Origin of the sequence: Streptomyces sp. NPDC006510 (assembly GCF_040611955.1) — a bacterium.
Taxonomy (GTDB): Bacteria; Actinomycetota; Actinomycetes; order Streptomycetales; family Streptomycetaceae; genus Streptomyces.
In genome coordinates, this window is record NZ_JBEXPH010000176.1 from 1 (window position 1) to 16,435 (window position 16,435).

The following is a 16,435-nucleotide window of genomic DNA, read 5'->3' on the forward strand; positions in this document are numbered from 1 at the left end:
GCGCACAGCGCGCGGAGGTAATCGAGCCGCGCGCCGAGAAAGCCGCAGTTGGGCTCCTGTTCGGCGATCACGTGCACCTGGCTGCCCAACGCCTCCATCATCATTCTGTTCGACAGATTGCCGCGGGAGTCCGTCACGCACAGGAACCGGTAGCCCTTGCTCGCCGCGATCACGCTCAGCGCCACGCCGAGGTTTCCGGACGAGGACTCGACCAGGATCGATTCCGGCGTCAGGATTCCATCCCGCTCAGCGGCCTCCACCATCTCGGTCGCGGCCTTCAACTTGATCGAGCCGGCGAAGTTGAAGCCCTCACACTTCAGGAAGAGCGAGTGCCCGAAGATCGACCGGAGGTCGACATAGAGATCCTCTTCGTTGAAGGCGTAGGGAGTGGAAATGACGGGCACCATGGTCTCCTCTGTCTGGAGCAGAGCACTTTCGGAACCATCCGGCCGTGGGCGGGCTCCCCGCTTGTGCGGGCGAGACCCCGTCTCCAGCCGGCGGGACGGGGCCCTGTGTCAGCGGCCGCTGTCTCGTGCGTCAGGACCTGCTGCGACGTGGCTGATGGTCTCTCCTGGGATCAGCCTCGAAGGAGCCTCCTGCGCTCTCGGCCGGCTCATCCGTACCGGCTCAGTTCGTGGAAGAAGTCGTCGACGACGTGCAACTCTCCGCAGCGGGCCACTTCGGTGTACACGTACTTGCCCACCGCGAGGTCGAGCACCCCGAGGCCGAAGGGCGAGAACACCACCGGCCGGTCCGCCGGCACCGTCACCCGCCCGGCCATCACGTCGCCCAGCGTGCCGTGCAGGAAGTCCCGGTTGCCCGTGAGTTGCTCGGCCAGATGCGGCGACGTGTCGGCCTTGAGGCAGTGTTCGACGTCATCGACGATGTTGGTCGAGGCGAGCAGGATCTCCGGCGCGAGGTCGCGCAGCGACACATGCAGCACCAGCGGATTGTGTGCGAACCATGACAGGTCACTGACGTGCGGTTGACCGGCGACCGTGGCGAAGACGACCAGGTCGCTGTGTCGGATCAACTGTTCGGCGCTGTCGTGCACGGTGATTCGGCCGGTGGTGTCCGACTGCTCCAGGTAGCACCGGAAGCCTGCCGCGCTGTCGGCGGACAGGTCATGCACGCCGATCTCGTCGAACGACCAGCCGGTTGCGGCCAGGAAGGTGTGGATGTAGCGGGCGATCAAGCCCACCCCGAAGAACCCGACGCGCGTCGGTCGCGGCCGGTCGCGGCAGAGCCAGTCGGCCGCCGACGCCGCCGATGCGGCCGTCCGGGTGGCGCTGATGATCGAACTCTCCAGACAGGCGAACGGGTAGCCGGTGGCATGGTCGTTGAGGATCAGCACCGCCGATGCCCTTGGGATGCCGGCCGTCACGTTCTCCGGGAAGCTGGAGATCCACTTCAGGCCGTCCACCCGTGTCTTCCCGCCGATCGAGGCGGGCAGCGCGATGATCCGGGAGGACGGGCGGTCGGGGAAACGCAGGAAGTACGACGGCGGGTTCACCGAATCACCGGCGTCGTGCACCCGGTAGGTGGCCTCGACCAGCTCCGTGATCCGCTTCTCGCATCCGTGCAGCGTGCGCCGGACCTGGGCACCGGAGATCACCGCGAACGGTGGCACGGTGATCGGTGCGACCCTTGCTGGCTCTCTCGCGGTGGAATCGACGGTGGTCATTGCGAGGTCACCTCTACGGTCGGCGAGCAGTCGGCCAGACGCACCGGTTCGGCCATGGCGACGAGCACCTCGCGCGGTCCCTCGAAGGGCTCCCTGCCGTGCGCGGTGCGGACGTTGTCGACGACCATCAGGTCGCCGGCCTGCCACGGTTCGCGTACGGTGTTCGCCTCGTAGACGCTGTTGAGCAGCTGCACGACGTCCTCGCCGATCGGGTCGCCGTTGCCGAAGCGGGTGTTGAACGGCAGCCCGTCGGCGCCGTAGACGTCCACCAGGTACTCGTGCACCTCGGGGGCCATCGTCCACTCGTTGAGGAACGCGATCTGGTTGAACCAGCAGCGTCGGCCGGTGACCGGGTGGCGCACCACGGCGCTGCGGCGCTGTCTGGTGCGCAGTCCACCGTCGGGCTGCCACTCGAACGTGATCGCGTTGGAACGGCAGTAGCGCTCGACGGCGCTCCGGTCCTCGGTGCCGAAGGCCTCGGCGACGGACGCGCCGATCTCGTCGTTGTAGCTGCGGGTGAGCAGCCAGCCCTCGCGCTCGAACCGCTCGGTCAACTCGGTGGGCAGCGCGTCGAGCACGGTCGGTGAGTCGGCCACCGCGGTCGCCCCGCCGTCGGTGGGCGCGCTGAGACAGGCGAACATCATCAGGCCGGGGAACTCAAGCGTGTAGCTCAGTTCGTGGTGCATGCACATGGGCTGGTTCGGCGGCCATTTCGATGAGGAGTACACCCCGTCGGAGTAGGTCTGCCGGGGGGCGAAGGCCTCCCGCTCGGTCATCAGACCGGTGGCCAGCTTCGCGAAGACGGCTCCGGTCTCGGCCGCGTCACGCAGTCCGAGGCCGCGAACCAGGACCGAACCGTGCTCGGCGACGACTGCGCGCAGCGCGTCCCGGTGCTCGGCCGCCCAGGCCGGCGCGTCGCCGGTGACCTCGGCCCGCAGCCGTGGGGGTTTGCCGGATTCCAGTTCCACGTCGACCAGCGACGCCGTGGATGTGGACGACATCTCGATCTCCTTTCAACTCAACTGAGACTCAGGAAGAAGCGAACAATTCGGTGGCCTGCAGCACGGCCTTTGCTGCCTCGGCCGGACGGGTACGCAGGAAGTAGTGGCCGCCGTCGGCGAGCTCGTGCAGGTCGACCTGTCCGGCCAGAAGCTGCCAGTCGCGGTACCGGCGCGGGTACTCCGCCGTGCTCGGGTCGTCCGCGGCAACGACCACGGTGACCGGCGCGGACAGCTTCTGCGCGGGCGGGTGCTCCAGGGCGTCGGTGAAGTAGCGGTGAGCGGACACGCAGTCGTGCCGGTAGGCGGCGCCGACGTGCTCGGCGTGCTGCGCACTCAGCTCACCGAGTGCGGTGCAGCCGCCGTCCGTGCTCAGGTGCGCGGCGATCTCGGCGTTGCTCCGCCCGGTCAGCTCGGTGATGGCGGCGCGCCGGTCGTCGGCGTCACCGAGCAGTTGTGCGCCGAGGAACACCCGTTGGACGTGCACTCCGTGCTCCCGCAGCTTTCTGGCCGTCTCCACGGCCAACGCGGCGCCCGAGGAGTGGCCCCACAGCAGGACCCTGGTCAGACCACGCCCGGTGATCTCGTCGACGACCTGCTCGACCATCTGTGTCATCGGCACGAGCGGCTCGCTCCCGTCGGCCACGTCGTGACCGGGCGGCTCGACGGCGTAGACCGCCGGTCCACCGTCCGGCAGCGCCCTGGCCAGCGGCTGGAAGTTCACCGCGTTGCCGCCGGCGTAGGGGAAGCACACCAGTGCCGCGGTCTGCGCACCGTCCGATTCCGACAGCGGCTGAAGCAGCCCGGCACGCCGCTCGGACCTGCCGTCGACCAGCCCGGCCAGATCGGCGAGGATCGGGTGACGGGTGACGTCCTTGAGGGACACCGCACGGTCCAGGACGATGGCCAGCTTCACTGCCGACAACGACGTGCCGCCCCGGTCGAAGAAGTGGTCCCGCCGTCCGATCTGGTTCTGCGGGATGCCGAGCACCTTCGCCCAGGCGGCCGCCAACTGCTGTTCGGTCGGCGTATCCGGCGCGCGGAAGTCGTCCCGGACGACATCGAGTTCTCCGGCGAGTGCCTGCAGAGTCCTTCTGTCGATTTTGCTGTTGGCCGTCAGCGGCAGAGTCTCCCGCCAGTGAAGGGCCGACGGGACCATGTACGCGGGCAGCGACTCACCGAGCCGGTCCAGCACGACGTCGGCCTCGAGCGGCCGCCGACCGGAGTAGAACGCCACCAGGTGCTTGCTCCGGTCGGTCCGCTCGGCGACCACGACCGCACCGTCGCGAACACCGGGCACCTGCAACAGGGTGTTCTCGATCTCGCCGAGCTCGATCCGGAAGCCACGGATCTTCACCTGGGTGTCGCGGCGGCCGAGGAACTCCAGCTTTCCCTCGGGCGTCCAGCGGCCGTAGTCGCCGCCCCGGTAGAGCCGGGCGCCCTCACGGTGCGGATCGGCCAGGTAGGCCTGCCGGGTGCGCTCGGGGTCGTTGACGTATCCGCGGCCGACGCAGACGCCGGAGAAGACGATCAGACCGGGGGCTCCGAGCGGCACCGGTATCAGGTGCTCGTCGACGACGTAGACGTGCACGTTGTTGACCGCGGGACCCAGCAGGACCCGGTCTCCATCGGGCACGCGGTCCATGACCTCGTGGTTGGTGTCGTCCGAGGTCTCGGTCAGCCCGTAGGCGTTGACCAGCTTGATCCCGGGCTGGGCGGCGAACCAGCGCTGCACGAGCTCCTTCTTCAGCGCCTCGCCCGTGACCGACACGCACCGCAGGTCCGGCAGCTCGCGGGGGTGCTGCTTCAGCCAGGACACGACCACGTCCAGGTAGGAGGGTACGACCTGGAGGACGGCGACCCGACCGTCGACGATCTTGTCGACGAACCGCTGGACGTCCAGGATCACCTCCTGCTCCACCAGCAGGGTCCGCCCCCCGACCAGGAGCCCGGACACCAGCTGCCACAGCGAGATGTCGAAGCATTGGGGTGCGGTCTGGGCGACCACCTGTCCCTCGCCGATCTCCAGGTCGTCGATCTTGGCGTAGAGGTGGTTCAGCATGCCCGCGTGCTCGCACATCGCGCCCTTGGGCTCACCTGTGGAGCCGGAGGTGAAATAGATGTAGGCGAGCTGGTCCGGTGCGACGTGGAGGTCCAGATCATCGTCGGCATGGTCTTCCTCGTAGGCTGCGCCGACGAAGAGCTTCCGGACCCCGGGCAGCGAGTCGAGGGCCTGGTCGAGCGTGGCGGTGCTGCCGGGTTCGGTCAGCACGAGCCCGGATGCGGCACGGGAGAGCGTGGTCGCGAGGCGGTCGGCCGGGAAATGCGGCTCGATGGGCAGGTACACGCCGCCGGCCTTGAAGACCGCGAGGACGGCGACCATCCAGTCCAGGTTGCGCTCGGTCACCACCGCGACGACACCCTCGGGGCGCAGCCCCCGCGCCAGCAGGGCTCGTGCCACCCGGTTGGCGCGCGCGTTGAGTTCTCGATACGTCAGTTGCAGTTCCCCATGCACCGCGGCGACGGCGTCCGGGTGCGACGCCACCCGCTGCTCGAACAGTTCGTGGAACCGGTGGTCCGGCAGTTCCCGGTGTGGACCGGAGAGTTCTTCGAGCTGGAAGTGGAGTTCCTCGGCGGAGAGCAGGCTCTGCCGCCCGTGCTCGGCGTCCGGATCGGCGGCGATCAGCGCGAGTGCGGTGAGGTGGTATCCGGCGATCCTGACGGCGCAGTCCTCGTCGAGCGCGTCGGTCCGGTACCGCAACCGCAGCACAAGGTGGCCGCCGCGTTGCGAAAATCCCACCCACAGCACGGTGTTACCGGCGACATCTCCGCCCATGCCATGCGGATCGAGCACGGCCTCGAACGACGGCTCGGCCAGGCCCAGTTCGCACCTGAGCTCATCGACCGGGAAGTCCTTGTGCGACAGCAGGTCCGACGCGACCCGATGGGCGTCCAGCAGCAGCGTCCGCCACGAGTCGGGCTCGGTCGTCAGCCGGCAGGGCAGTGGCCGGCCGCCCTCCGCAGTGACATATCCGGTCGCGACCTCGTGATCGCCGGACAGCGCGGCGATCACCTTGGCGTGCGCTGCCAGCAGCACCGAGTCGAGCGGCACCGCCAGGTCCTTGGCCAGCCGGCCCAACGCCGCCACCACGTCGTCCGGGATCGGCGCCTCGTGTTCGCCGACGCCCTTCACCGGATTGAGCGTCCACCGCGGGATTTCGGTGAATCCACCGGCGACGAGCACATCGCGCCAGAATTCCCGGTCGGCCTGCGCGTGCATTCCCATCTGGCCGTCCCTCTCCATTCGCTTTCGCCACCTTGCTGTTCCGCTCCGAAAGGGCAGATCCGCTAACCCTTCCGCGTCAGCGCCTCGGGCTGATTGGGGGCTTCTCGCATCTCCGTGGCGGGGTTTCCTCCCCAGCGCGCGTGCTGAGGGACCTCTTCGCCTTTCATGAGGAAGGAGTCGGGTGCGAGCACCGCACCGGTGCCCATCGTCACGCCGTAATGGACATGGGCTCCCACACCGATGGTGCAGCCGGCGTCGAGGGTGCTGCGATCGGATTTGAAGGTGCCGTCCTCCTGCGAGTGGCACTGGATCTTGCTTCCCGCATTGAGCGTGCAGTCGTTCCCGATGGTGGTGAGCGTCCGCTCCGTCACATAGCAGCCGTCATCGAAGACCTTGCTGCCGATCCGAACCCCCAGCATCCGCCAGATCACGTTCTTGAAAGGGGTGCCGTTGAAGATGTTGAGGTAGGTGTCGGGCACTTTCCAGAGGCGCTCGTGCCAAAAGAAGTACGGGTCGTAGATGGAGCACACCTGCGGTCGCAGCGGGCGGAACGCCGCGATGCCGCGCTCCACCAGTACGAAGTAGACAGCGGTGAACCCGAGGCTGAACACCAGGAACGCCGCGATCAGCACATGCCCGTAGGAGTCGTACAGCTCGGTGCTCACCAGGCCGAGCATCGTGAGCACGAAGAAGTGCAGCCACCGCACGAGCAGGAAGAAGACCATCGAGCGGATGTTGTAGTGGTTCTTCGCAGCGAGGTTGCGGCGCAACTCGTCGCCGGTGCGCAGATGGTCGAACCGGGAATCGCGCTCCACCGACCGGGGAATCTCGAAGCACGGCGAGCCGAGCAGGCCCACCCCCTCGCGCACCTCGCCTTCGAGCGGAACCATCACCTTCGTCGCGAGGAGACAGTTCTCACCCGTCCTGGCCCCCGAGGGATAGGCGATGTTGTTCCCGAGGAAGTTGTATGACCCGATCGAGGCCCGGGACACCCGGAAGGACGTGCTCGAATAGTCGGCGTTGATGATGGAGAGCCCGTCGGCGACCATCGTCCCGCTCCCGACTGAGCACAGAAACGGGGTCTCGTGTTGCACTTCCGTGCCGAAGTTCGACCCGGTCTGCTCGACTCGGGACAAGTCGTATCCGATGCCGCGCAAGTAGTGGACGATGTAGGAGCTGTCACCGAACAGCCATGTGAAGAACTTGATGTTGGTCATGCGCCCGATCGCCCGGTGCGTCGAGTAATGAAACCCGTACAGCGGATAGACCTTGTCCGGCCTGACGGCCAGGTTCAGCAGGCGAGGAACGGCGAATATCACGGCCAGGCCCACGACGACGAAGCCGAAGTACAGCAGCAGGGAAAGGACCAGCGCGTCGATGTAGAGATCCGGCGATCCGAGCTCCACCGTGCCCGGGCCCAGCCGGTTGTGCAGCTCCGGGACCAGGGTCACCAGCATGTACGCGCCCCCGACAGCCAGTGGCACGTAAAGGAAGAGCAACTGAAGCACGGTGATGAGGCCGAAGCCGGCCCGGCGCAGAGTGCCGCATGCGGCCGGCCCGATCCTCAGGTAGTCGTGCTGCGTGAGCTGTGCCGGGGACCCGTGCCAGCGCTGACCGCCCGGGACCGCCTGGCCGCTGTACAGCGTGGACGTGTGGCCGAGTTGAGCCCCGTCGCCCATCGACGTGTCGATGTCGAGCACGGTCTTCTCGCCGATGAACACGTCCCGGCCGAGGGTGACCCGGCCGGTCTGGATACGGCCGGCGTGCGCCCGGTAGCAGAGGAAGAACGAGTCCTTTCGGATCACCGTGCCGGCGCCGACCGTGAGCAGGTCGGGGCAGGCCGGAACGTTGCGGGAGAGGATCGTGACCCCTTTGCCGATCCGTGCGCCCAGCGCTCGCAGGTACAGCACGTACAAGGGATTGCCGACGAAGAAGATCATCGGGTTGGCGTGGATCAGCACCTTGACGGTCCAGAAGCGCAGATAGGTCAGACCCCAGACCGGGAACTCGCGTGATTTCCATCGGCCGATGAGGAGCCATTTGGCCGCGATGGGGAAGGTGCACAGACCGACGAAGCCGATGCCTCCGAAGACGAACGATCGCAGGTAGATATCGATCACACCCGACCCGGCGGAGACCCATGCATAGCCTCGGTCGGCAACAAGTCCGGCGAGGAAGGAGTAGCCCAGGAAGAGCAGGAACTGCAGGGTTCCGCAGAGGGCGTACCGCACCGGGCCGACCGGGGTCACCACCTCGGTCGGCACCGGGACCGACGGCTCGACGGGCGCGGCGTTCGCGAGCCCCGTCGCCAGGCTGCGGATCGTCGGGTGCCGGTAGATGTCCTTCATCGACGCCGAGGGAAGGTCCGCCCGCTTCCTGACTCGTGCGCAGAAATGGGCCATTGTCAATGAGTTGGCGCCGAGGTCATCGAAGAAATGGCCTTCGATCGGCACCCGTTCGACGCACATGACGTCGGCCAGCACCTCGGCGAGGTTCTTCTCGATGCCGGTCTCCGGGCCGGTGTTCCTGCGTATATCGATTGCGGATTCATCCGACCCGGACGTCAGGACGTCGAGGGATTTCTCCTCCATGCGAGCTCCTTGAGGAACTTTCGAGCGTCGCCGCCATTACGGTCGGCGCCCCGTACTCGCGCTTTTCGATGGCCGGAGCGAGTGATCCGGAAATCGCGAGGTCGGGATCTGTTGTCCGGATCCCAAACCGCTGCCTCAGTCTTAGCTGCCCACCGTCGGGCTGCCACTCGAACTCGGTCGCATTGGTGCGGCGACAACTCTCCCGGTTCACCCCTCTTCCACAGTCCTGCCCGGCGGGACGGCGATGAGCTGCGCATGCGTCCCGACATACTGCATGCGAGTGGTGCGTGCCTGATCCGGGGGAACTGCGCCGGGGCGCGGGCGTTGACGACCTCCGGGGGATCGCAGCTGTGAGGCGGCGGAGCGACATCCGCGCGCTTCTCAGCGGTGGCGCGCGGCCGCAACCATCTGATGTCACTCGATCAAGCGAGGTACGCCCGCGCCCGCAGTGTGATCCTGGTCGTGCTCCGAGAGCATTCACCCACTGGTGTCAGAGTGCGGCTGACGTATCACGCAGCGATCGTGCAGGGCGGACTCGGTACACGTCGCACACGCCGGTGACTTCTTGCTCAGCGGCCCCGGAACGGGCGGACGCGGCAAACGCCTGGTCATTCCGGAACGACGTTGGCGGCTATGTCGATACCTCTGCTTGCGGCCAAACGTGGGCGCGAGCGCGCGAGGATGCCCTCGACATCGGCGAGCACGCCGTCATGTTGGCCAAGCGGCCGTAGGACCTCCACCCTGCGGGCATCTCGTTCCGGCTGGTTTCGGGAGCCGACGTCGCGGAGTGCGCCCGACCACGGCGCGGGCAGCGTGTCCCGGCGCGCACTCCTCATCGGCGGCCCTGCGGCCGCGACTGCCGCCGTCGGGGTCGGGTTCGTCCTGCGTGAGAAGGACGGCGGTCCGATGACTTCCCTTCGGCCGGCTCCTCTTCCGGCTCCGGATCCGGCGCGGACGGCACCACGCTCAAGGGCGTCAAGAGCGTCCAGACACGAAGGTGATGCGGCCGGGCGCCGGGGGAGCGGCCGGGGTGCTCGTCGTGGTGGTGGCCTGGAGGTAGTCGACCAGGGCCTCCAGTTCTGTGACCTCGCCCCCTTCCCGCGCGGTGATCTCGCCGAAGACGGTGAAGCCGTTGCCGCCGTTCGCGAGGAACTCGTTCAGGACCACCTTGTACGTGGCGTCCCGGTCCACCGGCTGTCCGTTGATCCGTACGGTGTCCGCGAGGAGACGGTCGGCGCCGGTCCGGCTCATGTCGACGGAGTAGTTGAGTTCCTCGGAGAGCTGGAGGAAACGCGGGCTGTCCGCGTTCACGCCGGTGAACTGCTGCTGGAGCGCGGTGATGAGCTGTGCGCCGGTCACCGGCAGGACCCACAGCGCGCCCTCGAAGGGCTGGACCCGGTAGGCGTCCGCGTACGTGACGGCGCCCCCGTCCTGGAACACGAGGTCGGCGCGCATGCTGCCGGGGTTCATGAGGGCGAGGTCGGCTCCGTGGGCTTTGCCTGCGGCGACCTGGGCGTCGGTGATGAAGCTGCCCAGCGGTGTCTCGGGCAGGGTCGAGCCACGGCCCGGGATGTCTGCCGAGATGTAGCCGACGACCCGGTTCGCCACGTCCTCGGAGCGGGTCCGCCAAGTCTCGATCAGCTTGGCCATGGCGGGCTGCTGCGCGGTGCCCACAGGCACGGGACGGTACTCCGCCCGAACGGTGCTGCGCACCACGTCCCCGGTGGCGTTGAGCTCGAAGCGCAGGTCGGTGAAGGAACGGCCGAAGGAGTCGGCCTGGGTGACCAGGCGCCGATGGCCGGACGGGTCGTTCACCGTGCACTCGTAGGAGGAGTGGGAGTGACCGCTGACGATCAGGTCGACCGCCGGCACCGCTTGCTCGGCGAGCGCCTTGATCCGGCCGCCGAGCCCGGCGCCGGGGCTGCCGTCGTCGCAGCCCGCGCCTGCCTGACCGGAGACCGCCTCGCCCTCGTGGAGGAGGACGACCTGGGCGCGCACGCCCTGCCGGGTCAGCTCCCGCGAGTACCGCTCGATGGCCGGCAGTTCGTCGTGGAATTCGACGTCCCGGATCATGGCGGCGTTGATGGCGCCGGGGGCGTCCTTGGTGACCAGGCCGATGAAACCGATCCGCTGCCCGTTCGGCAGGGTCTTGACGGTGTACGGCTTCAACAGCGGGGTCGTACGGCCGCGTTCGGTCACATTGGCGGCGAGATAGGCGAAGTCCGCGCCCTGGTACGGGGCGTCGGGGGCGCAGCCGTCCTCGGGATGGCAGCCACCGTCGACCATTCGCCGCAGCTCGGCCGGGCCCTCGTCGAACTCGTGGTTGCCGACGGAGGTGACACCGAGGCCGAGCTCTTCGAGGGCGTCGACCGTCGGCTCGTCGTGGAAGAGCGCCGAGAGCAGCGGGCTGCCGCCGATCACGTCGCCGGCGCCGACGGTGAGGGTGTTGGGCCGGCCTGCGCGGGCCTCGTCGAGAAGCGTGGCCAGCTGGGCGAGCCCGCCGGCCTGGATCGCCGGGCCGCGGTGGGTGATGCGTCCGGCCGCGCCTTCCACGGGGAGGAGGTTGCCGTGCAGGTCGTTGAGGGCGAGCAGCTGGACAGGGGTGCGGGCAGGTGGCGCGGAGTCCGCCGCCGCGGGGTCGGGTCGGACGGCTGCGGGCCCGGCCAGGAGCAGGGGGACGAGGGCGAGCGCGGGTACCCCGCGCCGCACGAAGCGGTTGATCATGACGGTGGTTGTACGGGTGGGGGAGCGGCGCCGGTGACCTGCCACACCGGCGCCGCGCGGAACATCACCACAGAAACGATCGTTCGGCTCGCCCGGATGGCGGACGATCGGTTCGTCGATGTCCCGTCGTCGTGGGGCAGGGCTCCCGACGGGTCCAACTCGCATGAGGCCACGGCTCTGATAGGTTCCATGCCTTGATCCGCCGGTGAGGCCTTTCCGCCGGCAGTGCTGGGGAGGGGGCTCCGTGCGCCGGGTGCCGTCAGGGTTGCGCAAGCCGTTGTTCATAGGGCTGTCGCTGGTGTTGTCGGTCACCGGGGCGGTACTTTTCTTCGGCGTCGACCGTTCGGACAGCAGTGGTCATTCGGCGGCGAATCGGGCGCAGTTGAAGCGTGCCTGTGCGGGACTGCTGCCGTACGAGGAGCTGCGGGGCCTCGTGCCCGACGACGTTGCGGGCGAGGTGAGCCAGTACGGCACCATGCTCCAGCCCGATCAGGAAAGCCGCTCCCTGGTGAACTGCTCCCTCACCTGGCCGGGGCATGGGTCGGTGCGGGTGCGGGCCGTCGCGCTCATCTCCCGGATGCCGACGACGGTGCGGGCCGAGGACCTACTGCCCGGCGGTAACGAGGAGGGGTACGAGGCGCCCGGAGTCACCGGCTGGGTAGGCAAGGACGGGCGGACGTGGGTCGTCGCCGAGTGCCCCGGCGGGATCGAGGGCCGGGTCCGCGAGGTGTCCGGGATGTATGTGACAGCCGTTGTCGATCTGCCCGTTCCCGGCAAGGGGAAGCCGGCCAGGAATCTCGCGGACTTCCGTACCGCCGTCCAGGTCGCCAACGGGATCACCGCAGCCCAGAAATGCGGTGGCTCCCCGCTGAAGGTGCCCACGCGGGTCGTCGACACGTATGAGGTCCATGTCACCAAGGATGCGGACGGGGGCAACATGAGGGTCACGAAGGTCGACGAGCCCGGCCTGGGCGTGAAGAAGTGCCGTGGCCTCGGCAAGCGCGCGGGCTTCCCCGGTACGTGGACCGCCGGCGGCGATCTGCAGGACTCACGGCTGCTGAGTGTCTGCGAAGCCACCGTCCTGGACCGCGAGGACCCGATGAACACCGATCCGACTCCACCCGACGGTGCGGTCGTCAATGTCTCGGCGGCGAGTTGGGCCGGGCCGCTCAGCGAGTCCGCCAACGGCGAGTATCACCGTTCCGGTGACAGCTTCGCTTTCCGCGAAGGGGCACGGACAAAGGTCATCCCCGACTCGGCGCCGCGCGAACTCGCCCTGTGGGCAGGGTCGGAGTGCGCAGCGGGCACCACGTACCACCGTGTCACCGTCCGCACGGAGACCTCCGACGTCAGCGAGTACACGCTCAGCGAGGCAGAACGCACCAAGTTCTCCAAGGATGCCCGCAAGCTGATGGACAGCTATCTCGCCGACCCCGACGGCTGGCCCGGGCAGCAGCGGTGCCATGACACCAAGATCCTAGGAGAGGTGGAGGGATGGCGGTGAGGCGGCGGATTGTCCTGCGGGCGGTCGTGGCCCTGGTCGCAGCGGCCCTTGCCGTCGCCGGGTATCTCCAGGTGCACGGCGACTTCCAGCGCTGGAGCGACGAGTCGGCGCTCGACGGAGCCTGCGACGGCCTGCTCGACCGGAATACGGTGCGCGGCGTCCTCGGGCCGGGAGCCGTCGAGGTCGAGAACGAAAGACGCGGTGCGGGCCTGGTGGGCTGCGAGGTGCACGTCTACGGCGGCGGCACCGCCGAAATCCGTGTCCTCGACACCGCACACGTCGGACAGTCCCTGCTGGACTCCCTCTACGCGGGATCGCCGACTGCGCCCGCCGTGCCGGTGGGGCACGGATGGACGGGGCTCTTCGGGGCCACCCCGGACCGCTTCGGAGCGGCGGACCCCTTCAAGGCCGACGAGTACAAGAAGGTGACCACGAGCCTGGTCCTCGAGTGCACCGGGGAGAGCAGTGCCAAGGGCCTGTCCGTCACCGTCGAGACAACCCTCGACAGGACACTGGACGACCCGGCCGAACGTCCGCAGTTCACCAGGATCGCCACCTCCACGGCGGCCGGGGCCTCGAAGGCCCGGCACTGCGGAGCCAAGCTCGGGAAGCCCGTCAGCAGCCTCGACCTGCCGGTGAACGAGGACGAGTACGAGCCGCTCCGCACAGCCGACGGAACCTGCTCCGGCATCCCCGCCGCACGCGGCGTGGTGATCGCCACCGAGACCGCCCGCGGGGGCGCCCCGTACGAAACGTGCCGGCTCGCCGACGCCGACCACAGCACACGCTACGTACTCGAAGCGCACTATGGCCCCTACGCGCAGGAGCGGTTGCTCGGCTACGAGGAGGAGCCCCATGACGACGTACCGAACACCGACACACCCGCGCACCATCGCGACCCCGACGGCCGGATGAGCTGGACGACGGCCAAGTGCCCCGGCGGACAGGCCCTGTTCACCGTGCACCCCTCGTTCGAGAGGGGGGAGAACCGCAAGTACCCGGGAGGCAAGGCGGACCTTGCCTACGAACGTGCCGCACTCAAGGCGTTCGCCGAGCGCTCGGCGAAAGCACATGAATGCTCCGCCCCCGTCACCCCTTGACTCAGAGCCCGGTGACCTTGGCGCTCGCCGACAGCTCGTAGACCAGGATGACCGTGCGGCGGCCGCCGGGCGGGAGGGTGACGTCCCAGCGGGCGATGCCCTCGGCGTCTACCGAATCGGGCGCCGGGGAGCATGAACCCTTGTGCAGGCGTAGCTCCACCGCCGAGACCTCGGAGACCGGGATCCGCTCCCGAAGGACGACGACCCGCTCGCCGTGCTCCCCGGGGGCGGAGAACCGGGACAGGTCCAGTCGGACCGTGCGGGTGACCACGGTCCGCTGGGTGATGCCGGCGGTGTCGCGGGACTCCTCGGCATGCCGGACCACCCTGTAGTCGTCGCGGCTGCCGAAGGCCAGCTCGACGGGCGCGCCGGGGGCAGTGAAGTCCAGCGTGCCGCGGCCGCTGAATCCGCTGCCGCGGACCAGGTCGACGGGCCCGGCGAGCAGCGCATGGCCGGACAGGTTGTCGAACCGCACCACCTGGGTGACCAGGGGGGACAACTCCGGTGAGCAGGCGTACTCACTGGGCGCGGCCGTGGTGAACGCGGAGAGCGGCACGCGGTGGGCGCGGCCGTCACCGGGCACCGAGACCGGCGCGGGGGATCTCAACACCCGTGCCTCGCCGCCGTCGTCCAGCCCCGGCAGGCCGAGTACCGGGGCCGGGCCGAGGGCCCCGATCTCCTCCTCGCGCAGCTCGACGTCGACCGTGCGGCGCTCCGCCGCGGAGCGGTCCTTGAGCGTCAGCCGGTCCTCGCCCAGCCGTGGCGGCTCGGTGGCCAGTGCAGAACGGGCCGTCGACAATGTCAGCCGTACGTCCGACCAGTCCTCACCGGTGCGCTGCCAGACCATCGCGTCGGTCTCCAGCGTCAGGGAGTCCCCGTCGAGCACGGCCCGGTAGGCGGGCCGCCACAGCGCACACGGGGTGAGGTGGCTGAGGCGCAGCCCGACCGGCCCGGCGGCCGCGGCCTCCACGGTCAACTCGATATGGCCGACCAGCTCGGCCGGCTCCCCCTCAAAGAGGTGCATGGCCCGCTGGGCTTCCCCGAGTTCGACAGCGAGGGCGGCCAGCCGGGCCTCCACGGTGCGGAGTTGCTCGCCGTGCGCGTCGCGCTCGTCGTCCACCCGGTCCAGTTCGCGGGCCCAACGGGTCCGTTCGGTCTCCCCGGAACCGGCGCCTTCGCCGACCTCCCGCAGCAGATCGGCGGCGAGGCGGCCGAGCAGGCCGAGGCGGGCACGCAGCCGGTCGCGCCGCTGCTCCAGGGCCACCCGCTCCACTTCGAGGGTGTGTACGCGGTGGCGCAGGGCGGAGTCGTCGTCGGTGGACGGCAGCGGCCCGCGCGGTGTCCAGCTGCGGACGATCCGTACGTCGAGCACGGTCGTGGGGTGATCGGCGGTCAGCTCGGCGTGGAGGGTCCGGTCGACGGCCAGCGCACTGACCGGTCCGAGGCGCAGCCGTTGGATCCCGGCCTCCAGGTCGAGCACGGCGGCGCGCTCGACGTGGGCGCGGTCCTCGAGGCATGTGACGGCGGTGACGGGGAGGGCGATCGGCTTCGGGGCCGTGGACATGGCGGGTGTCAGCTCCTGCGGTTGCCGCCGACCAGGGCCTTGCCGGTCGGGATGCGGATCTCGTAGCCGCCGTCGAGAGCGGCAGCGGCGCCTGCGGGCAGGTCCAGCCGCCAGATGCGGGTGCCCGGCGCGTGCCGATCGGGTCCCGTGCCTTCCTCCGGAGCAGTCCAGTCGGCCCGTTCCTCGATCCGGACGTCCGGTTCGGAGGTGACCGGCACCCGCTCGCGGACTTCCACGGTGACGGGCCTCGCGAGCCGGTTGGCCAGCTCCACGTGGACGCGGTGGTCGAGCACGGTGGTGTTGCTGCGCAGGCCCGAGGTCGACTCGTGCAGATTCGTACGGCGGGTGACCCGGATGCCCTCGGCCGGCCCGAGCCCCACCCGGCGGACACCGCCGGGGGCAAGCGTGGGCAGCGCGGCGGTCAGCAGGAAGTCGTCGTCGACGGTGACCTCCACCGGGCCGGCCAGCAGTGCCTGGTCGGTGGCGTTGGAGAGCACCAGCGTCGCGTACACGGTCTGCTCCACGGACGGCACGCAGAGGTACTCGGTGCGCAGGCCGACCGGGATCTCGCCGACGGTGACGGTGTGCCAGGTGCCGTCCGACGGAATGTCGGCGCGGGCGGTGGCATCGAAGCGGTGGTCGAAGGAACCCGCTGACTCGCGGGGCCGCACGGCTTTTCCGGGCAACGGCAGCGCGGCCACCGCTTCGGCGCGGCGGCGGTACTCGGTCGCCACCGGGTCGAAGGGGGAGTCGGGAAACAGCCGGCCCCTGCGACCGCCCTGCTCGTCGGGGCCGCACAGGACCAGGGCGGCATAGTCGAGCTCGGCACCGCTCGGCTGCGGCGGACCGGCCACCGGTGCCGGAGGGGGCGGCGGCGCGGCCCGGCCGGGAGCCGCGGGCGCCATGCCGGCCGGGGCACCCGCGAAGGACCTGCCGCCGAAGGCCGCCGGGGGAGCGCCGGATCCGCCGCCGGCCGCCCGGACC

The 16,435-nt window shown here is 69.2% G+C and carries 10 protein-coding genes; 2 read left to right on the forward strand and 8 right to left on the reverse strand.

Features of this window, described 5'->3' with window-relative positions; translation table 11 throughout:
- The 6 genes from ABZY11_RS34880 to ABZY11_RS34905 all read right to left on the reverse strand — a co-directional run.
- The coding region (locus ABZY11_RS34880; protein WP_356483012.1) for a pyridoxal-phosphate dependent enzyme at nt 1-404 on the reverse strand (404 nt) is incomplete at its 3' end.
- 209 nt (nt 405-613) lie between these two features.
- Nucleotides 614-1,684 (reverse strand): 2,3-diaminopropionate biosynthesis protein SbnB, encoded by a 1,071-nt coding sequence (sbnB, locus tag ABZY11_RS34885; protein WP_356483013.1) that lies wholly within the window; start codon nt 1,682-1,684, stop codon nt 614-616.
- Nucleotides 1,681-2,685 carry a TauD/TfdA family dioxygenase gene (locus tag ABZY11_RS34890; protein ID WP_356483014.1) on the reverse strand — a complete coding sequence of 335 codons (1,005 nt, stop codon included), beginning with the start codon at nt 2,683-2,685 and terminating at the stop codon, nt 1,681-1,683. The genes sbnB and ABZY11_RS34890 overlap by 4 nt, the downstream gene beginning before the upstream one ends.
- Before the next feature lie 28 nt (nt 2,686-2,713).
- Nucleotides 2,714-5,968 (reverse strand): amino acid adenylation domain-containing protein, encoded by a 3,255-nt coding sequence (locus ABZY11_RS34895; protein ID WP_356483015.1) that lies wholly within the window; start codon nt 5,966-5,968, stop codon nt 2,714-2,716.
- A 62-nt stretch (nt 5,969-6,030) separates the two neighbouring features.
- Nucleotides 6,031-8,559 (reverse strand): Pls/PosA family non-ribosomal peptide synthetase, encoded by a 2,529-nt coding sequence (locus ABZY11_RS34900; RefSeq protein WP_356483016.1) that lies wholly within the window; start codon nt 8,557-8,559, stop codon nt 6,031-6,033.
- Between the two features lie 975 nt (nt 8,560-9,534).
- Nucleotides 9,535-11,283, reverse strand: a complete 1,749-nt coding sequence (locus tag ABZY11_RS34905; protein ID WP_356483017.1) for a bifunctional metallophosphatase/5'-nucleotidase — start codon at nt 11,281-11,283, stop codon at nt 9,535-9,537.
- A 265-nt stretch (nt 11,284-11,548) separates the two neighbouring features.
- On the opposite strand from ABZY11_RS34905, the gene ABZY11_RS34910 reads away from it, so the two are divergent.
- Both ABZY11_RS34910 and ABZY11_RS34915 read left to right on the forward strand, forming a co-directional pair.
- Nucleotides 11,549-12,787: a hypothetical protein gene (locus tag ABZY11_RS34910; protein ID WP_356483018.1), complete on the forward strand. Its 1,239-nt coding sequence runs from the start codon at nt 11,549-11,551 to the stop codon at nt 12,785-12,787.
- Nucleotides 12,784-13,887 carry a hypothetical protein gene (locus ABZY11_RS34915; RefSeq protein ID WP_356483019.1) on the forward strand — a complete coding sequence of 368 codons (1,104 nt, stop codon included), beginning with the start codon at nt 12,784-12,786 and terminating at the stop codon, nt 13,885-13,887. The genes ABZY11_RS34910 and ABZY11_RS34915 overlap by 4 nt, the downstream gene beginning before the upstream one ends.
- Before the next feature lies 1 nt (nt 13,888).
- On the opposite strand, the gene ABZY11_RS34920 is transcribed toward ABZY11_RS34915, so the two are convergent.
- Nucleotides 13,889-15,451: a mucoidy inhibitor MuiA family protein gene (locus ABZY11_RS34920; RefSeq protein WP_356483020.1), complete on the reverse strand. Its 1,563-nt coding sequence runs from the start codon at nt 15,449-15,451 to the stop codon at nt 13,889-13,891.
- Nucleotides 15,452-15,459: 8 nt separating this feature from the next.
- Nucleotides 15,460-16,435: DUF4139 domain-containing protein (locus tag ABZY11_RS34925; RefSeq protein ID WP_356483021.1), on the reverse strand; the 976-nt coding region annotated here is incomplete at its 5' end.